The organism is Pseudoalteromonas sp. MelDa3 (genome assembly GCF_002863625.1).
GTDB classification, from domain to species: domain Bacteria; phylum Pseudomonadota; class Gammaproteobacteria; order Enterobacterales; family Alteromonadaceae; genus Pseudoalteromonas; species Pseudoalteromonas arctica.
Window position 1 is genome coordinate 1 of sequence record NZ_PJBR01000087.1, and the last position, 18640, is coordinate 18640.

Here is an 18640-nt window from a genome sequence, read left to right on the forward strand (position 1 = left end):
AAATATTACGTTATTACGTAATATTTAGAGGACTACACTCCTATGGCGGAAATTGAGAATCGCCCAAGTAACTTTATTAGAACCCGAATTGATGAAGACTTAGCAAGTAAAAAGCATGCAACAACGCATACACGTTTTCCACCTGAACCAAATGGCTTTTTGCATATTGGTCATGCCAAATCAATTTGTTTAAATTTTGGCATCGCAAAAGATTACAACGGTTTATGTAACTTACGTTTTGACGATACAAACCCAGAAAAAGAAGACATTAACTACGTTAATTCTATAAAAGAAGACGTACAGTGGTTAGGTTTTAACTGGGATGGCGATATAAAGTATTCTTCTAACTATTTTGATACTTTATATGGTTACGCTGTTGAGCTTATAAATAAAGGCTTAGCGTACGTTTGTTTTTTAACAGCAGTCGAAGCACGCCAATACCGTGGTACATTGAAAGAGCCAGGTAAAAATAGCCCGTACAGAGATACATCAGTTGAAGAAAACCTAGCGTTATTTGAAAAAATGCGTGCTGGCGAATTCAAAGAAGGCGAATGTGTCCTGCGTGCTAAAATTGATATGGCTAGCTCATTTATGGTGCTTCGCGATCCAATTATTTATCGCGTACGTTTTGCTCATCATCATCAAACAGCAGACAAGTGGTGCATTTACCCAATGTATGACTTCACGCACTGTATTTCTGATGCACTCGAAGGTATTACACATTCATTATGCACACTCGAGTTTCAAGATAACCGTCGTTTGTACGACTGGGTACTTGATAACATTAGTTTAGAGTGTCACCCACAGCAAATTGAGTTTTCACGTTTAAATCTTGAATACACAATTATGTCTAAGCGTAAGCTAAGCGATTTAGTGGTAAATAACCATGTAGAAGGGTGGGATGACCCACGCATGCCTACAATTGCAGGCCTACGTCGCCGTGGTTATACACCAGGTTCAATCCGTGAGTTTTGTTTGCGTATTGGTGTAACAAAACAAGAGAATATGGTTGAAATGGGTATGCTTGAAGCATGTATCCGTGAAGATCTAAACGAAAATGCACCACGTGCAATGGCCGTACTCGATCCTGTTAAAGTTGTTATTGAAAACTACGATGCAGACAAGGTTGAGGTTTTATCTGTGGCTAACCACCCAAATAAAGAAGAAATGGGTCGTCGTGATGTACCATTTACTCGTGAAATCTATATAGAACGAGAAGACTTTAAAGAAGAAGCGAATAACAAGTTTAAACGTTTAGTGCTTGATAAAGAAGTACGCTTACGTGGTGCTTATGTTATTAAAGCACAGCGTGTTGAAAAAGACGAAAATGGTGAAATCACAACTATCTTCTGTACTTACGATACTGAAACACTTGGTAAAAATCCAAGTGATGGACGTAAAGTAAAAGGTGTTATTCACTGGGTTTCAGCACCAGAGTGTATTACGGCAGAAGTTCGTTTATACGATCGTTTGTTTAGTGTTCCAAACCCAGCAGCCGCTGATGAGTTTGAAACAACATTAAATCCAGAGTCACTGGTTGTTTTATCAAACGCTAAATTAGAGCCATCGCTTGCTAATTCACAAGCAGAGCAGGGCTTTCAGTTTGAGCGTACAGGTTATTTCTCTCGTGATTCTAAATCAGAGAACGTTGTATTTAACCAAACAGTGGGTCTTCGTGATTCATGGTCTAAAACTCAATAAGTAATATTTAAAAAACCTGAACTCTGGATAATAAATCTATCTCGAGCAGCTATTTTCAGCGCTAACTGCGTTGAATTTACTTGCAATAGGCCAGCTATTGACGCGTGAATTCGCCTTGTTTTCACTTGAAATTTCTGCCTAGAGAAAATAAATTTAAATATCACCATGATTCAATACGTTGGTAAATCTCTTAACCAGAGTTCAGGTTTAATATCCCCAGTTTTTACTGGGTATGTTTATTACAAGCGTATTTTAGACACAAAAAAACCTGCACTTAGCAGGTTTTTTATTGCTTTTTAAAAGCGGTATTAGCTGTTAGCGTCGCTAAATTCTTTACACGCTGCTTTATCGTTACACTCACCGTATAAATATAAAGAATGGTTTGTAAGTGTAATACCATTTTCTTCAGAAATTTCAAGTTGACGACGTTCAATCATCTCATCTTCAAACTCTACAACTTTGCCACACTTCAAACATACTAAATGATCGTGGTGTGTGCTTCCTGAAAGTTCAAATACTGATTTGCCACCTTCAAAGTGATGACGGCTTACAATACCCGCATCATCAAATTGGTTAAGTACGCGGTATACAGTTGCAAGACCAATTTCTTCACCTAGATCCAAAAGAATTTTGTAAACATCTTCAGCACTGATGTGTTGGTTATCTGGAGATTGTAAAATCTCTAATATTTTAATACGCGGTAAAGTTACTTTTAAACCGGCTTTTTTAAGTTCCAAGTTATGATCAGTCATTAAATCTGTCTCAATTTTATTTGGTTATACTAGACATCTTGCAAAGATGTACACGACACATTAGCAACAAACAGGATAACGTGCCTAAGCGTTAAGTGCAAAGAACAATTGATTTATATTGCCACTAAAGCTTAAAACGCTAACTGTTTGATAATTATTTAAACAGCTAGCGATATATGCAGTAAATTAGTCAGCTAATTCACTTAAACACATTTCTTCATATACTTGAGCAGACCATGCTTTAACACGTTGTTCTGTAAGCTCTGGTTGACGGTCTTCGTCGATACCCAAACCTACAAAATGCTTATCATCAGCCATGCCTTTAGATGCTTCAAAGTCATAGCTTTCGCTCGGCCAATGACCAACAACAATAGCGCCACGTTCAGTAACGATATCGTTGATCATGCCCATCGCATCTAAAAAGTACTCAGCGTAATCTTCTTGGTCTCCACAACCAAAAATAGCAACAAGTTTACCTTCAAAGTCTACTTCTTCAAGTTCTGGAAAAAAGTCATCCCAGTCACATTGTGCTTCGCCGTAGTACCAAGTAGGGATACCGAATAAGATTAAATCAAATTCAGCAATCTCTTCTTTAGAGCTTTTTGCAATATCATGAACAGCCACTAGCTTTTTACCCAATTCTTTTTGGATCATTTTTGCTACGTGTTCTGTGTTACCTGTGTCACTTCCGAAAAAAATGCCTACACTTGCCATGGATTTAAAACCTTTTATGTATCAATAGCCAATCTTTCTTGTAAAATCGTTTCAATCAGCGCACTGCGGCTAATATTTTGTGCATCTGCCATATCACTCAATGCTTGATATAACTGCGATGAAACTTTAAATTCAACACGCTTTAAGCCACGTGCTTTATCTCTTTTTATTTGATTACGTTTATTTACCTTTAACTGCATATCCCGTGAAAGGGGATTGGTTTTAGGTCTGCCTGGGCGTTTTTCGTATTCAAATAAATCGAGTGTAGTTCTATCTGTTTCTGACTTCGCCATGCTTAACCTACACCTGCGCCTTGCCAAAATACTTGAATAAGACCTTTAGCAATAAAGCCTGAACAACCTAAAAAGAGCACGCCCCAGACAATGTATTGTCCGAACTTAGGCACATTGCCACTTTTTAGTACGTCTTTAATTGCCATGCCGATGAATATGAAAATACCGGCTAAGCCAAAATACAACCCTAGGGTATCAAATTCGTTAATTAACTGACTGACCATCAACGTATAACCTTTAAATTAAACGGCGCGTACTATAGCATATAATTATTCATATATTTAGTGCGCAAAATCAAAAACACGCGATTAAAATTGCTTTAAACCGCAGTTAAAAAGTCGTTTATCGCTTTATTTACAGCAAGTGGCTTTTGAGCATGAAGCCAATGGCCTGCTCCATGAATTATTTTAGCCTTGGTATTTTTAAAGCGAGCTTTAATTGCAGTACGATGCTCGGGCAAAATATAGTCAGAATCATTACCTTTAATGAAAAGAGTATCGCATAAACAAGAATTGTTTTCATTAACATTGGATGTGATTGTAGAATATTTTTCGTCAAGCACATCTAAGTTAAATCGCCATGCAAAATGACCTTCCTCATTTTTAGCGAGGCTTTTAAGTAGAAACTGTCGAACTCCCAGCTCTTCTATGTAAGGCTGCATTAGAGCATCAGCTTGTTTTCTATCGTCAATTGATTGTGCTGAAACCGCTTTTAATGCCTGTAATATTTTTGTGTGCCGAGCAGGGTAACTAACAGGTGCTATATCAAGTACAACAAGCTTATTTACAAGTTCAGGATGTGTAAGCGCTAATTCCATTGCCACTTTACCACCCATAGAGTGCCCAACTAAATGTGCTTTATCTATGTTCAAATGTGCTAATAACTCAACAATATCTTGTGCCATTGCCGGGTAGTTCATTTCATCACTATGAGGAGAAAGCCCGTGGTTACGTAAATCAACGTTAATAACAGTAAAGTGTTCACTTAATGGTTTTGCTATTACATTTAGGTTTTCTAATGATCCAAAAAGCCCATGTATCAAAATAACATTAGGACCTTGCCCTTGTTGCTTGTAATTTAACTGCATACCCGCCTCCTGAAAATTTCGCCATAGTTTGCCGAGCATTGCTCTAAAAAGCAAAAAATACAGCGACTATTTATTAAATTGGGCTTTTGTTTGTTAAATCAACAACAATGAGGTAAATATTAATATGTTTACGGGAGTGCTTGTTGTAACTCGCATTTCTGATTGGTTTGGGTATAATCACACGGGAGAGAAAAATGTGACCCGTAATGACAGGAAGAACATGAAACAAATCGACATAGACGACGAGTTATATCAATATATTGCTAGCAATACGCAAAGTATTGGTGAAAGTGCATCCACTATTTTACGTCGTTTATTAAATCTGAGCGGCGAAAAAATTCAAACCGCAAACGTAGAACTAACTCAAAATAATCAAACTGCGACTACGTCTACCGCCACATTAAAAAGCTCAGAGCCATCTGCTGCTGAGATTTCAAAAAAACAAACGCCTGTAGCTCACTCACCCGTGAAGCAAAAAAGCGATAATGTTTTTAATGTATTAAATAAAGAAGAGCTGGCAATGCAAAAAGGTGTTGTTGGACGCTTTTTGTTTATTTTAAGTGCATTTTACCGCACACATAAAACTGATTTTTCTGCGGTATTAGACATAAAAGGGCGTGACCGTGTTTACTTTGCTACTAGTAAAGAAGCTTTAGTAAATAGCGGTAGTAGTATGAATCCTAAAAACATAACCGATAGTGAATATTGGGTTATGACTAATTCTAATACAACGCGTAAAAAAATGATGCTTCATGAAGTTGCTCTTTGCCTTGGATATAGTGCAGAGCAAGCTGAAAAAATTCGCGATTACCTGTAAGGAAATATAATGGCTATTCACTCAGGCGCAGGCAAAACTGCTCCACAATCGGCACTGGTTAACGTACCTAAATTAGTATCTGCGTATTACTTAAATGAACCTGATCTTGAACAAAATCCAGAGCATTGTGTTGCCTTTGGTACCTCAGGCCACCGTGGTTGTTCTTACGATGTTAAATTTAACGAGTCACACATTTTAGCGATTACTCAGGCTATTTGTGATTACAGAAAACAAAATGACATATTTGGTCCGTTATTTTTAGGCAAAGACACACACGCATTGAGTGAAGCCGCATTTAACTCGGCTATTGAAGTATTAGTTGCTAACGAAGTGCAAGTGATAACGCAAGAAGACGGTGATTTTACACCAACGCCAGTTATCAGCCATGCCATAGTGAGCCACAATAAGCTACACCCAAATGAATTAGCAGACGGGATTGTTGTTACTCCTTCGCATAACCCTCCTGAAGATGGTGGCTTTAAATACAACCCACCTAATGGCGGACCAGCAGATACCGACGTCACTAAATGGATTGAAGACAGAGCTAATCAACTTTTACTAGAAGATTTAGTTGAAGTTGAGTTGTTCCCATTCGCTAAAGCATCGCGTTCTGGCTTTATCCGCTACGAAGATTTAATGACTCCTTATATTGATGACTTAGCAAATATCGTTAATTTAAAAGCAATTAGCGATGCAGGTATCAAAATTGGTATCGATCCACTAGGTGGTTCAGGCATCAACTTTTGGCCAGTCATTGCAAAAAAATATAATTTAGATTTAACCGTAGTTAATGATGTTGTTGATCCACGTTTTGCTTTTATGCCACTTGATAAAGACGGCAAAATTCGTATGGATTGTTCATCACCTTATTCAATGGCAAATCTTATTGCACTAAAAGATGATTTTGATGTGTCTATTGGTAACGACCCTGACTACGATCGTCACGGTATTGTAACGCCAGATGGCTTAATGAATCCAAACCACTTTTTAGCAGTGGCAATCGATTACTTACTTAAACACCGTGATTGGAATGAAACCGTAGAAATTGGTAAAACATTGGTTTCTAGCTCTATGATCGACAAAGTAGCTGCTCGAAACAACCGTAAGGTTAAAGAAGTACCAGTAGGCTTTAAATGGTTTGTTGAAGGCTTAAGCAAAGGCAAGCTTGCCTTTGGTGGCGAAGAAAGCGCAGGTGCTGCATTCTTACGTTTTGATGGCTCTGTATGGTGTACAGATAAAGACGGCTTCATTATGGGTCTACTCGCTGCAGAAATACTTGCTGTGACAGGTAAAACGCCATCAGCGCTTTATAAAGAATTAGAACAAGAGTTTGGCTCTCCAATTTATAAACGCCTAGATGCACCAGCCACAAGCGGTCAAAAATCACGTTTAAAAGCATTGAGTGCTTCTGATGTAAAAGCAGATACACTTGCTGGCGAGCCTATTTTGCAAAAATTGACTCATGCACCAGGTAACGATGCCGCCATTGGTGGTTTAAAAGTGGTTACTGAAAATGGTTGGTTTGCAGCGCGTCCATCAGGTACTGAAGATATTTATAAAATATACCTTGAATCATTTAAAGGTGAAGAGCATTTAGCGTTACTTGAAAAAGAAGCTAAAAAGCTTGTAGATTCAGTTATAAGCTAACTTAATCTAATAATTTTAAAACGGCTGATTTATTCAGCCGTTTTCGTTTCTATACCTTGTGTATTTATAAAAATATATGCATAAGAGTCTACTCTCACATTATTTTTAAAGGGCTTATTACATGTCAGCCAATCCATCTTACTTAAATGAATTAAAACAAACAGGCAATTTTTTAACGCTTAGTCGTGACAACGAATGGCATTTAGATGCAGGTGAGTTTGTTTTAGATAATGGGACTCGTGTAAATATACACGATACCGGAGTCATTGAGTTTCAACCTGCTGTTACAACGTCAAAAGATGTAGTTTATTCAAGCGCTGTACACGGTAACGAAACTGCGCCAATTGAAATTTGTGATGCACTTATTAAACAAATTATAAAAGGCGAGCTGATACTTAAGCAGCGTGTTTTGTTTATTTACGGTAATCCACAATCAATTAATATTGGCCTGCGTTTTGTAGAAGAAAACTTAAATAGATTATTTAATGGTCACCATACAATTGAAGGTGTACCAATGAATAATGAGCGAAACCGCGCTGCAAAGCTTGAGCGATACGTAAGCGATTTTTATACACGTGGCGAGCAAGGCAGTAGCCGATGTCATTACGACTTACACACTGCAATTAGAGGCTCTAAAAACGAAAAATTTGCTGTGTATCCATTTTTACATGGTAAGCCATGGAAAAAGTCGCAGCTACAATTTTTATTGAGCTGTGGTGTAAATACCGTACTTATGATGAAATCTCCTGCAACAACATTTAGCTATTATTCGTCATTTATACACGGTGCTGATTCTTTTACGGTAGAGCTGGGTCAAGTTAAGCCATTTGGTCAAAACGATATGGCTCGCTTTGAAAAAACAAAGCAAACCTTAACTGCATTAATTAGTCAAAATGAAGTTAAATATCCTGAATTTAATGCAAATGATTTTGAATTATTTGCTGTCCATCGCACAATTAATAGAACGCAGAACGATTTTAGCTTTCCTTTTTCTGACGATGCCGAGAACTTTACTGGCTTTGCGAAAGGTGAACTACTTGCAACCGACGGTGATACAGCGATTTACGCTGACGTTGAAGGAGAGGCTATTATTTTTCCAAATGCGAGCGTAGCATTAGGGCAAAGAGCACTCCTTACTGTTATTCCAATGGATATTGATAGCAATTTCGTCTAATTTAACTCATCAGACCACTAGTAACTTAAAGTTAACTATATGATTACTATTAATTAAAGTAACCGTATCGTTAACTTGCCACTTATTTAACCAGTATTTGCTTTTGTTTCGTCCCAGATCTGTTGAATAACACTTTACGTTAACGTAAAGTGTTGGCAGCTTTAATTAAAGATAGTGCAGATGTTGCAAAGTTTAACCAGCAACAATCACCCACAATAATAATTTAAAGGGGCACTGTTTTACCGACAACAAAAGAAGGTAGGTTATGAGTAATCCAAATAACGTATCGCTGAATATTAACCACGAGCTTGAATTTATTGATGGTCAAGCGCTTAATATTCCAACCCTTAGTATTTTAACTGAGGACGGCGACATTCATCCTAGTGCAACCGCACCTGACATTTCAAAACATACCGCTATTAAGTTATATGAAACAATGCGTTTTATACGTTTGTTAGATGAACGTATGCAAGGCGCGCAGCGCCAAGGCCGTGTTAGTTTTTATATGCAATGCCTAGGCGAAGAAGCCGCAGTTACAGCCTCTGCTGCTGCACTTGATCAAGACGATATGATCATGGCTCAATATCGTGAACAGGCAGCCCTGCATTATCGTGGCTTTACGCTTGATCAATTTATGAACCAAATGTTTTCAAATGAATTGGATTTAGGCAAAGGCCGTCAAATGCCAATTCACTATGGTTCTAAAGCGCTAAACTACATGACGATTTCATCGCCATTGGGTACGCAAATACCACAGGCAACGGGTTATGCATATGGCCAAAAAATAAAGCACATCGACGTTAAAACAGGCGAGCTTGCCAGCACAATTGATAATGTGACTATTTGTTACTTTGGTGAAGGTGCTGCATCTGAAGGTGACTTTCATGCCGGTTTAAATATGGCCGCTGTTCACAGAGCGCCGGTTATATTTTTTGCACGTAATAACGGATATGCAATATCAACCCCTGCTGATGAGCAATTTAAAGGCGATGGTATTGCCTCGCGTGGTGTGGGTTATGGCATTAAAACAATTCGTGTTGATGGCACAGATGCACTTGCTGTTTATGCGGCAACTAAAAAAGCACGCGAAATAGCCTCAACACAAGGTGAACCTGTACTTATTGAATCGATTGCTTATCGTTTAGGTGCGCACTCTACGTCAGACGATCCAAGTGGTTATCGCTCTAAAGATGAAGAAGCTAATCATCAAACGTGCCCTATTGATAAATTTAGAAAATGGTTGGTCAAGCAAGACTGGTTAAACGAAGAAGACGATATAAAAGCAAAAGAGTCGATTCGTGAAGAAATTTTAGCCGCGCTTAAACGTGCTGAAGTTGTTGCAAAGCCCGCTTTAGAAGAACTGGTATCTGACGTTTACGATACACCAATTCCATTATTGCAACGCCAGTACGAGCAACTAAAAGAACATATAAAACAGCATCCAGATGCTTACCCAGTAACCGCAGGGAGAATTAAGTAATGGCTAAAATGAACATGCTCCACGCAATTAACTCTGCTCTCGATATTACGATGAATGAAAACCCTCAAGCCTGTATTTTTGGTGAGGATGTTGGTTACTTCGGTGGTGTATTTAGAGCAACATCGGGCTTACAAGAAAAGTACGGTAAACATCGTGTTTTTAATACGCCTTTAACCGAGCAAGGTATTTTAGGCTTTGCTAATGGTTTAGCGGCATTTGGTGCACCTGCATTGGCAGAAATTCAATTTGCGGATTATATTTTCCCAGCGTTTGATCAAATAGTAAATGAAGCCGCTAAATTTCGTTATCGCAGTGGTAATGAATTTAATGTAGGTAACTTAACTATTCGTACACCTTATGGTGGCGGTATTGCCGGTGGTTTATACCATTCACAATCACCCGAAGCGTATTTTGCGCACACACCGGGTTTGAAAGTAGTTGTACCGCGTAACCCTTATCAAGCTAAAGGTTTATTACGTGCATCAATTAAAGACGATAACCCGGTCATATTTTTTGAGCCTAAGCGTTTATATCGCGCATCAATTGGCGAAGTGCCAGAAGAAGATTATAGTATTGAATTAGGCACGGCTGAAGTAGTGCAAGAGGGTGCCGATATTACGCTCTTAGCGTGGGGTGCTCAAATGGAGATTATTGAAGATGCAGCAAAGCAAGCAAGTGAGCAAGGTATAAGCTGTGAAGTTATTGACCTTCGTAGTATTTTACCATGGGATGTTGAAACGATTGCTAAATCGGTTATTAAAACCGGCCGTTTAATCGTGAGTCATGAAGCGCCTATAACCAATGGCTTTGGGGCAGAGATAGCCGCAACAATACAACAAGAGTGTTTCTTGCATTTAGAGTCGCCAATTTTACGTGTATGTGGTCTAGATACGCCATACCCGCTGGCACTTGAAAAAGAATACGTACCAGATGCACTAAAAGTGTTGGCTGCAATTAAACAATCAATGGATTTTTAGGGGTTACCATGGCTAAAGATTTTATATTACCCGATATTGGTGAAGGCATTGTTGAATGCGAAGTAGTTGAATGGCTAGTACAAGAAGGCGATACCGTATCTGAGGATCAGCCAATTTGCGATGTTATGACAGACAAAGCATTAGTACAAATTCCGGCAGTGCATGATGGCGTTATTTCAAAGCTATATTATCTAAAAGGTGAGATTGCTAAAGTACATGCCCCTTTATTCGCTATGGATGTAGCAGGTGAAAACACTAACAATGAAGTAGTACAAGAGCCAGTACAAGCTGAAAATAAAACTAATGATGCAGCTGATGTGGTTGAGGACTTTATATTACCGGATATTGGTGAAGGTATTGTTGAGTGTGAGATTGTTGATTGGTTAGTTGCTGAAGGCGACGAAATAGAAGAAGACCAAGCGGTTTGTGACGTAATGACCGACAAAGCATTAGTACAAATTCCGGCAAAATATACAGGCACAGTAAAAAAACTATATTACCAAAAAGGCGAAATAGCAAAAGTACATAGCCCGTTGTTTCAAATGACAATTGCAGGCAGTGCAGCAAAACCAAATGTTGATATAAACCAAGCGGTCGTAAAGGCTCAAACTAATGCCGTCGCTGAAAAAGTTGCCCCTGTTAAAACGCAGCAAGCTGCTAAAGTTATCAATCAAAAAGCGGTTGCATCACCTGCGGTTCGTCGTAAAGCACGTGAACTAGATGTTGATTTAACCTGTGTACCAGGTAGTGGTAAAAATGGCCGTATTTACAAGCAAGATATTGAAGTGTTTGTAAAAGGCGAAGTGCCAAATACTATTGATACTTCACCGCTTAATAGCGATGCTTCTCAAAGTGCAGTACAAAACCAAACACAGAATCAAAGCGGTGGCGTACGAGTAGAGCAAATTAAAGGCATTAAAGCGGCCATGGCCAAGCAAATGGTAGCTTCGGTTTCAACTATTCCGCACTTTACGTTTAGTGATGAAATAGACTTAACACAGCTTATAGCTTTGCGTAGCGCTTTAAAAGAGCAGTACAAAGCACAAGGCGTTAAGCTCACCATGATGCCATTTTTTGTAAAAGCACTCTCGCTAGCAATGAAAGAGTACCCTGTACTTAATTCTAAAGTGAACGATGAATGCTCAGAGCTTACCTACTATAACGATCATAATATCGGTATAGCGGTTGATTCTAAAATTGGCTTGTTAGTGCCTAATATTAAATCGTGCCAGAGTAAAAGCATTATTGATGTGGCAAATGATTTAACCCGCTTAACTCATTCAGCGCGAGAGGGCCGTGTTGCACCCGATGATTTAAAAGGTGGGACAATTAGCATCTCTAACATTGGTGCTATTGGCGGCACTATCGCGTCCCCTATAATTAATAAACCAGAAGTGGCTATTGTTGCGCTTGGTAAACTACAGCATTTACCGCGTTTTGACGAAAGTGGGCAAGTTGTAAGTAAAGCTATCATGCAAGTGAGCTGGTCTGGCGATCATCGCGTTATTGATGGCGGCACTATTGCTCGCTTTAATAACCTATGGAAATCGTACTTAGAAAACCCATCGGCAATGATGATGGCTATGAGTTAATAGCTAAATCGTTAATATGTAATAAAAACCAGCTTTTAGCTGGTTTTTTGTTTTAATGTCAGCTGTTTTTAATTAAGATACAAATGTTACTAAAAAGTAATAAAGTTAACCCCGTTAGGGAATATAAAAAATAACACTAAGGAAATTTCATGGAACATTATATGAATGCGTTGCGTAGCTACGCAGATTTTTCAGGCCGTAATCGTCGTAAAGCATTTTGGATGTTTATGCTAATTAATATTATTTTTTCGCTTTTAACAAGTGTTATAGATGGTATTACAAACACAATGTTCGTAAGCTCAATATATAGCTTAGCTTTATTGATCCCTCAATTGAGTGCGGGTGCACGTCGTTTACACGACACAGGCCGTTCAGGATGGTGGCAGCTACTTTGGTTAGTGCCAGTAATCGGCTGGATTGTTTTAATTGTTTTCCTTGCTCAAGATTCACACGAAGGCGAAAATGATTTTGGTCCAAATCCAAAAGAATTAGCAGTAGAACCTGCAACTGTATAAGTAAGAATAACTTAACATGTTAAAAGCTCAGCAATTGCTGAGCTTTTTTGTTTTTTTATTTCTCATTCTTTTAAATTTCAGCAAAAAAATACAACCCATAACCAACTATTAATGCGGGAATAGACGTATAAAGTGTAGCTATAACTGCAGCTTTAGGCGCCATTGCTATTGCTGGAAATAACGCATCACCATCGTTAGAAATTGCGTTTCCTGCTAAAGCACTAAAGGGAATAATGCCTTGAATATAAAGTGTTGTAACAATTATTTGCGGGCCACAGCCGGGTAAAAATCCAATAAGCACTGCAATTAATGGGGCTAAATAGGCGTAATGTACAAACCACGTTTTTAAATCAAGTCCTGCAATGTTAACCAAAATCTCAAATAGCATAAAAGAGGCTACAACCCATGCCGTTACAAAATGGGTATCTTGTAATACTTTTATTATTTTAGAAGGGGGGTTACATGCATCGTCTTCTGACGTTACTTCTTGATAGCTTTCACCTCTTGACGAAAGCGCCCAAATACTAACAATAAATAAAGCCATTACCGCACCAAATAGCGTAATTACAGTGCTTGTGCTTGAACCAAACTGTGAAAAATCAACATTAAACGCAATCAAAAAGGCAATTATAAGGCTTGGGATAATTGCTACCATCCAAACCGGTTTACTGATTTTAATAATGTTAGTTGAGAGTATTTTAATTTGGTGCTTTTGTTCTTGCGCGGTTGGGCGTAAAAAGTCTTTTTTGTGTATTGTAGTAACCAGTAAACCACTGAATGTACCCACAACTAACCCTATCCCCATAATTAACAAGCCTTCAGTAGGGCGGGTAGCAAGTAATAAAAACGCTGCATCGCCCATTGTAGCTGTTAGCACAGCAACAATAGCACCAAAGCTTGCTTGACCTTTTGTAAATTGAGTAACCACAATAATAGCCCCACCACAGCCAGGTAATGCACCTAAAACCGCTGCAAAGCTAATTTCTAAAATAGGGGACTTGGCACTTAAATAACTAAGCTCTAATTGAGGTAAGTGTTCTATAGCGTAGTAATAAATTAAAAGGGTAGCAGCAACAAACACACTCACTTGAAAAAATGCATCACTGAGTGCGGTCATTGTAATTTCGCGTAATTGCGGTATTGCAAGGCAAGTTAAAATAAATAAAGGCAGCAGTAAGCGTTTATTTTGGCTCAAAAATCGTTTTGAGGCAGGAGTAATAAAACCAATGTGAGGAAGTGAAATCATACAATGCGACCTAATAAATTAACTAGGTCACACTGTATATTTTAATTAAATGATAATCAATATCATTAGCATCTATTTAAATCGATTACTCTGTTTGAGTTTTTCGATAGCTAAATCTAAGTTAGTTTAAACTTAAATTTTAGGCTGTGATTAAATAGAACTACTTACGCTGAAATTCAGAGTTTGTATTCCACGTTGGCCACTGTTCTGTTTCAGAAATATCAAAACCTACCTTATAAAATAATTGTAAGTCTTGAACAGCACCCGATAAATCCCATTCATCACGGTAACGGTCACATGGTTGATGGTAACAACCGCGAAGTACTAAGCTCATACGTTTACGGTAATTAGCCGTTTCTTCATCAGCAGCGACGGTTCCGCCACCTGCGTACATAGCCGGAATACCCATGTTAGCGAATGCAAAGTGATCAGAGCGGTAATAACCACCCGATGATGGTTTAGGATCACCTGATATTGTTCTGCCTTGCTCTTTAGCTGCAGTTTCTAAAAACTCATCCATTTGTGATTTACCTATACCAACCACATTCATGTCTTTTACTTTGCCTAATAAATTTAAGCTATCCATGTTTATGTTAGCGACTGTTTTATCCGCTGCAATTACTGGATTTGCCGCATAGTATTTAGAACCTAATAAGCCTTGCTCTTCAGCAGTTACCGCTAAAAATGTCATTGAGCGGCTAGGGTGCTTAGGTAGTTTAGTAAAGGCTTCAGCTACTTCAATTAGCCCAGCGGTACCCGTTGCATTGTCGTGAGCACCGTTATAAATTTGATCGCCTTTACGTGTTTTATCTGTACCTAAGTGATCCCAATGAGCCGAGTAAATAACATGCTCATCTGGTTTTTCACTACCAGGTAAAGTGGCGATAAAGTTATACGACACCGATTTTTTAATCGTGTTTTTAATACTAACAGAAGCAGTTAAATCGCCCATATCAACATGGTAAGCACCTTTAGCAGCATTCGTTTTAACGGTATCAAAATCTAAACCTGCTTTAGTAAAAAGCTCTTTTGCTACGTCAGTTGTAACCCAGCCTTCAACGGCTACGCGGTCCATATTGTTGTTTTCTTTTTGAAAACCAAACTGCTCGCCGCTCCACGAGTTTTCAACAACCGACCACGGGTAGGATGCAGGTGCTGTTTCATGAATAATAATTGCACCTGCGGCACCACGGCGACTCGCTTCTTCGTATTTGTATGTCCAACGCCCATAATAGGTCATTGCGTCGCCAGTAAATAAAGCAGGGTCTTTTGTTGCAAAACCCGGATCGTTAACCAGCATTACAACCGTTTTGCCCTTAACGTCTAAACCTTCGTAATCATTCCAATTGTATTCAGGTGCGTTAACGCCGTAGCCCACAAATACAAGTTCAGAGTTTTCAATGCCTTCTTGAGCGCTTATGCGGCTGCTACCCATAACCATGTCTTTTTTGTATTGGTAGTCTTTACCGCCAATACTAAGCACCATGTTCGAATCAGCTTCTAAAGAAACTAATGGCACTTCTTGTAAGTAACTGTCGCCATTACCTGGTTTTAAACCTAAAGCTTTAAACTGCGCAGTTAAATAATCAAGCGTTAGCTTTTCGCCAGGTGATGAAGGAGCGCGACCACCAAATTCGTCTGATGCGAGTACTTTTACATGTTTAGCCAATTCATCAGCTTGAATACTGTTATAACCATTTGTTACATCAGTAGGTGTAATACTTGTTGTTGCGCAACCTGCTAAAACAGCAGTAGCGAGGAGTGTGAGAGAGAAATAATGTTTCATGTCAGCTCTTTTTTTGTTTTAAGTTGTGATTAGTATATTAACTTCTATTAAGTAGAACCAGTTTTTGCGGTAAACTTCTCGTAAATTATAGGCATAAATTGTTAAAGGTTTAAATGAAGCGTTTTACTCCCCCCGAGCAGTGGCAAATCAGTAGTCTAGAAACAGGTGCATTTGCGCATTTACGTGAGCTGTTTAAAGTTAACGAATTAACAGATTGGCCGGCGCCGCAGTGGTTTTCTCCATTTTTAACCGCTATTAATGCGAATAATATTCCTATTACTTTTGAAGATGATGCAAAGGTAGATTTTGGCGATCGTTATTACGAACAAGTTATTTTTGAAACGGGTGTTGTACCTACACGCAGTGAGAACTGGCATGACTTATTTGGTGGCTTTATTTGGTGTTTATTTCCTAAAACCAAAGCACTTATTAACCAGCGTCATGTGCAAGATATAGCTGAGCATGGTTTGCAAAAGCGTACTAAGCATCGTAATGCACTAACGCTCTTTGATGAATGTGGTGTTGTATTAGCTATAAGTGAGAGTAAATGGCAGCAGTGGCTTAGCGATCATCAATGGAAAACAGCATTTGTTGAGCATAAAAGCGAATGGGGAAAAAGCATTAAAGCGTTTATGTTTGGCCATGCTAATTATGAAATGCTCACCAAACCTTATATAGGTTTAACGGGTAAAGCATTGTTTGTTTGTGTACCGGATGAAATATTTTGTAAAGATTTAGTTACTCAATATCAGTACCTAGACCAAGCCCTTTATGAGATGATTAATACAGATAACTGCTTAGCCGATAACAAACAGCTTTCACCACTGCCTTTATTAGGTGTGCCTGGCTGGCATGACGAAAACAAAGACGACTCTTTTTACAACAATACAGATTATTTTAGAGCGAAACGAAGGATACGAACATGATAGAAGTTGCTGGGCTTAAAAAGAAATTTAAGCTAACTAAAGATCACAAAAAAAATAAAATAGACGACATCGACCCTCGTGAAGATAAAGATTACTTTCACTCAGTACGAGATGTGAGTTTTAGCTGCGCAAAGGGTGAAGTACTTGGGTTGCTAGGCCCAAATGGTGCGGGTAAAACAACTACACTTAGAATGATTTCAACCGCGTTAAAGCCCGATGAAGGTTCAATAACAATTGCCGGAAACGACATTGTAAAAAAACCGCTACTGGGGCGTAAGTCTATCGGTTTTTTATCGGGCTCTACCGGTTTGTATGGCCGCTTAACTGTAAAAGAAAACATAGAGTATTTTGCAAAGCTCCACGGTATGAGCAAAAGCGATATTGCATCGCGTTGTGATGAGCTATTTACATTGCTTGATATGCATAAGTTTGTAGATAAACGCGCAGAAAACCTATCAACAGGTATGAAGCAAAAAGCAAATATTGCGCGTGCTGTTGTTCATCGCCCAGCAGTTGTTGTGCTTGATGAGCCAACAACGGGTCTGGATATAATGACCACGCAAACCGTTATTCAATTTATTAAGGGTTTAAAGGCGCAAGGTACTCCTGTTATTTTTTCGACCCATCATTTAGATGAAGTTGCACTTTTATGTGACCGAGTCGCTGTAATTAACGAAGGTATTAGCTGCTTCGACGGAACAGTAGATGAATTTAAACAAGCAGGTAATAGTGATGAGCTTAATCAAGCGTTTATGAACATATTAACGGAGAAACATGATGTTTGAGGTATTTAAAAAGGAATTAAGAGAGTTATTACGCGACAAAAAAACGCTATTATTTGTTGTTGCGCTTCCTGTCGCTATATTTCCGTTATTGTTTGCCGTAATGGCATTTATAAGCTCACAAGCAGCAATGGACGCAGAACAAAAAGTAAATACGTATGCCATTATTAATGGTGAATATGCACAAGAATTTACTGATAAAGTGTTTTATCACAAAAGTTTTGAGCTTTATAAAGGTGCTAAAACCTTTAATAACATTGAAGAGCTTAAAGCTGGCGTTATAGCTGGCGATATTGATATGGGTATTTATTTACCAAGCCATGCTGAGCAAACACTAGATAATGGTGAACAAAGTCAGTGGCAGGTTGTTTTTAACGATTCAAAATCTATTAACTTTTTATTCGAACGCGTTAAAGAGCTAGCAAAAGAATACAGTGACGTACTGCAAACTCAAAAGCTAATCAGTTTTGGTATTGAAGAGTCTGTTCAAAAATCTATTCTTAACCCAATTGAAGTAATTAAGGTGGATACAGCCGATAAACGTGAAAACCTTGGCGAAAAAATTGGCGGGTTTTTACCTTACTTACTTATACCATTAGTACTAATGGGGGCTACTTATCCCGCTATTGATTTAGGCGCTGGCGAAAAAGAACGCGGCACGCTAGAAACACTCCTACTAACACCTATTACGCGTACAGAGCTGGTGCTTGGTAAATTTATAACTTTGTTAACTACATCCATTGCCTCCACAACCATAACGGTCTTAAGTATGGGCTGCTGGATAGCACTGGCGTTAGCATTTGCCGATCTAGATTTTATTAAAGCGGCATTTAGTACATTAGCGGTAACCGATTTACTGATGATATTTGTATTGCTACTGCCTGTGGCTGCTATATTTTCGGCTTTGGCACTGGCTATATCTATTTATGCACGTACGTTTAAAGAAGCACAAAACTATATGGCCCCCTTAAGTATGGGCGTGTTTTTCCCTATTATTATTTCAATAATGCCAAATATGGAGCTTACTGCTAAAACAGCATTCATTCCTGTTACAAACGTGGCTTTAGCAATTAAAGAAATAGTAAAAGGGACTGTTGATTACACATTTGTAGGCTTAATATTTTTAGCAACTGCAATCATTGCAGCCGGAC

General features: G+C 38.6%; 18 protein-coding genes. 11 read left to right on the forward strand and 7 right to left on the reverse strand.

The features are described from left to right. The first annotated feature begins 42 nt into the window (after positions 1–42). Complete coding sequence (gene glnS / locus CXF89_RS14875; protein WP_121955045.1) at positions 43–1701, forward strand: glutamine--tRNA ligase; 1659 nt, start codon at positions 43–45, stop codon at positions 1699–1701. Between the two features lie 308 nt (positions 1702–2009). On the opposite strand, the gene fur is transcribed toward glnS, so the two are convergent. The 5 genes from fur to CXF89_RS14900 form a co-directional block, all read right to left on the reverse strand. Then, on the reverse strand, positions 2010–2453 hold the full coding sequence (fur, locus tag CXF89_RS14880; RefSeq protein ID WP_007586857.1) for a ferric iron uptake transcriptional regulator: 444 nt from the start codon (positions 2451–2453) through the stop codon (positions 2010–2012). A gap of 186 nt (positions 2454–2639) precedes the next feature. Next, a complete protein-coding gene (gene fldA / locus CXF89_RS14885; RefSeq protein WP_007586856.1) occupies positions 2640–3167 on the reverse strand; it encodes a flavodoxin FldA in 528 nt (175 codons plus the stop codon). Positions 3168–3181: 14 nt separating this feature from the next. Further along, a complete protein-coding gene (gene ybfE, locus CXF89_RS14890) occupies positions 3182–3460 on the reverse strand; it encodes a LexA regulated protein (RefSeq protein WP_002962928.1) in 279 nt (92 codons plus the stop codon). Between the two features lie 2 nt (positions 3461–3462). After that, entirely contained in the window at positions 3463–3684 is a 222-nt protein-coding gene (locus CXF89_RS14895) for a DUF2788 domain-containing protein (RefSeq protein ID WP_002962930.1), read from the reverse strand. Positions 3685–3779: 95 nt separating this feature from the next. After that, positions 3780–4547 (reverse strand): alpha/beta fold hydrolase, encoded by a 768-nt coding sequence (locus CXF89_RS14900; protein WP_121955046.1) that lies wholly within the window; start codon positions 4545–4547, stop codon positions 3780–3782. A 220-nt stretch (positions 4548–4767) separates the two neighbouring features. Between CXF89_RS14900 and seqA the strand changes: the two genes are divergently transcribed. From seqA to CXF89_RS14935, 7 genes are all read left to right on the forward strand, one after another. Further along, positions 4768–5364, forward strand: coding sequence for a replication initiation negative regulator SeqA (gene seqA / locus CXF89_RS14905; protein WP_121955047.1), 597 nt, complete (start codon positions 4768–4770; stop codon positions 5362–5364). Between the two features lie 9 nt (positions 5365–5373). Beyond that, on the forward strand, positions 5374–7011 hold the full coding sequence (gene pgm / locus CXF89_RS14910; protein ID WP_007586850.1) for a phosphoglucomutase (alpha-D-glucose-1,6-bisphosphate-dependent): 1638 nt from the start codon (positions 5374–5376) through the stop codon (positions 7009–7011). Between the two features lie 121 nt (positions 7012–7132). After that, on the forward strand, positions 7133–8185 hold the full coding sequence (astE, locus tag CXF89_RS14915; RefSeq protein ID WP_121955048.1) for a succinylglutamate desuccinylase: 1053 nt from the start codon (positions 7133–7135) through the stop codon (positions 8183–8185). 265 nt (positions 8186–8450) lie between these two features. Next, the gene (locus tag CXF89_RS14920) at positions 8451–9665 is read left to right on the forward strand and encodes a thiamine pyrophosphate-dependent dehydrogenase E1 component subunit alpha (protein WP_024592587.1); all 1215 of its coding nucleotides are present in this window, start codon (positions 8451–8453) and stop codon (positions 9663–9665) included. Further along, positions 9665–10642: an alpha-ketoacid dehydrogenase subunit beta gene (locus CXF89_RS14925; RefSeq protein ID WP_121955049.1), complete on the forward strand. Its 978-nt coding sequence runs from the start codon at positions 9665–9667 to the stop codon at positions 10640–10642. Before CXF89_RS14920 ends, CXF89_RS14925 begins: the two co-directional genes overlap by 1 nt. 8 nt (positions 10643–10650) lie before the next feature. After that, on the forward strand, positions 10651–12234 hold the full coding sequence (locus tag CXF89_RS14930; protein WP_121955050.1) for a dihydrolipoyllysine-residue acetyltransferase: 1584 nt from the start codon (positions 10651–10653) through the stop codon (positions 12232–12234). A gap of 149 nt (positions 12235–12383) precedes the next feature. Continuing rightward, the gene (locus CXF89_RS14935) at positions 12384–12749 is read left to right on the forward strand and encodes a DUF805 domain-containing protein (protein ID WP_121955051.1); all 366 of its coding nucleotides are present in this window, start codon (positions 12384–12386) and stop codon (positions 12747–12749) included. 70 nt (positions 12750–12819) lie between these two features. Here the strand turns inward: CXF89_RS14935 and CXF89_RS14940 are convergent, their stop codons facing one another. Next, positions 12820–13995 (reverse strand): putative manganese transporter, encoded by a 1176-nt coding sequence (locus CXF89_RS14940; protein ID WP_121955052.1) that lies wholly within the window; start codon positions 13993–13995, stop codon positions 12820–12822. 160 nt (positions 13996–14155) lie between these two features. Next, the gene (locus tag CXF89_RS14945) at positions 14156–15781 is read right to left on the reverse strand and encodes a M28 family metallopeptidase (protein WP_121955053.1); all 1626 of its coding nucleotides are present in this window, start codon (positions 15779–15781) and stop codon (positions 14156–14158) included. A 113-nt stretch (positions 15782–15894) separates the two neighbouring features. Between CXF89_RS14945 and CXF89_RS14950 the strand changes: the two genes are divergently transcribed. From CXF89_RS14950 to CXF89_RS14960, 3 genes are all read left to right on the forward strand, one after another. Further along, a complete protein-coding gene (locus CXF89_RS14950; protein ID WP_121955054.1) occupies positions 15895–16707 on the forward strand; it encodes a DUF3025 domain-containing protein in 813 nt (270 codons plus the stop codon). Continuing rightward, positions 16704–17492: an ABC transporter ATP-binding protein gene (locus CXF89_RS14955; RefSeq protein ID WP_007586825.1), complete on the forward strand. Its 789-nt coding sequence runs from the start codon at positions 16704–16706 to the stop codon at positions 17490–17492. The genes CXF89_RS14950 and CXF89_RS14955 overlap by 4 nt, the downstream gene beginning before the upstream one ends. Continuing rightward, positions 17485–18640, forward strand: a 1156-nt coding sequence (locus CXF89_RS14960) for an ABC transporter permease (protein ID WP_145990826.1), incomplete at its 3' end; no start/stop codon positions are given. The genes CXF89_RS14955 and CXF89_RS14960, both read left to right, overlap by 8 nt.

What these genes read in the sequence shown, in the direction of transcription:
- CXF89_RS14925 (WP_121955049.1), top strand. Translation starts at nt 9,665, where the DNA reads ATGGCTAAAATGAACATGCTCCACGCAATTAACTCTGCTCTCGATATT.
- glnS (WP_121955045.1), top strand. Translation starts at nt 43, where the DNA reads ATGGCGGAAATTGAGAATCGCCCAAGTAACTTTATTAGAACCCGAATT.
- CXF89_RS14945 (WP_121955053.1), bottom strand. Translation starts at nt 15,781, where the DNA reads ATGAAACATTATTTCTCTCTCACACTCCTCGCTACTGCTGTTTTAGCA.
- fldA (WP_007586856.1), bottom strand. Translation starts at nt 3,167, where the DNA reads ATGGCAAGTGTAGGCATTTTTTTCGGAAGTGACACAGGTAACACAGAA.
- CXF89_RS14900 (WP_121955046.1), bottom strand. Translation starts at nt 4,547, where the DNA reads ATGCAGTTAAATTACAAGCAACAAGGGCAAGGTCCTAATGTTATTTTG.
- pgm (WP_007586850.1), top strand. Translation starts at nt 5,374, where the DNA reads ATGGCTATTCACTCAGGCGCAGGCAAAACTGCTCCACAATCGGCACTG.
- seqA (WP_121955047.1), top strand. Translation starts at nt 4,768, where the DNA reads ATGAAACAAATCGACATAGACGACGAGTTATATCAATATATTGCTAGC.
- CXF89_RS14895 (WP_002962930.1), bottom strand. Translation starts at nt 3,684, where the DNA reads ATGGTCAGTCAGTTAATTAACGAATTTGATACCCTAGGGTTGTATTTT.
- CXF89_RS14935 (WP_121955051.1), top strand. Translation starts at nt 12,384, where the DNA reads ATGGAACATTATATGAATGCGTTGCGTAGCTACGCAGATTTTTCAGGC.
- CXF89_RS14950 (WP_121955054.1), top strand. Translation starts at nt 15,895, where the DNA reads ATGAAGCGTTTTACTCCCCCCGAGCAGTGGCAAATCAGTAGTCTAGAA.
- CXF89_RS14940 (WP_121955052.1), bottom strand. Translation starts at nt 13,995, where the DNA reads ATGATTTCACTTCCTCACATTGGTTTTATTACTCCTGCCTCAAAACGA.
- astE (WP_121955048.1), top strand. Translation starts at nt 7,133, where the DNA reads ATGTCAGCCAATCCATCTTACTTAAATGAATTAAAACAAACAGGCAAT.
- ybfE (WP_002962928.1), bottom strand. Translation starts at nt 3,460, where the DNA reads ATGGCGAAGTCAGAAACAGATAGAACTACACTCGATTTATTTGAATAC.
- CXF89_RS14920 (WP_024592587.1), top strand. Translation starts at nt 8,451, where the DNA reads ATGAGTAATCCAAATAACGTATCGCTGAATATTAACCACGAGCTTGAA.
- CXF89_RS14930 (WP_121955050.1), top strand. Translation starts at nt 10,651, where the DNA reads ATGGCTAAAGATTTTATATTACCCGATATTGGTGAAGGCATTGTTGAA.
- CXF89_RS14955 (WP_007586825.1), top strand. Translation starts at nt 16,704, where the DNA reads ATGATAGAAGTTGCTGGGCTTAAAAAGAAATTTAAGCTAACTAAAGAT.
- fur (WP_007586857.1), bottom strand. Translation starts at nt 2,453, where the DNA reads ATGACTGATCATAACTTGGAACTTAAAAAAGCCGGTTTAAAAGTAACT.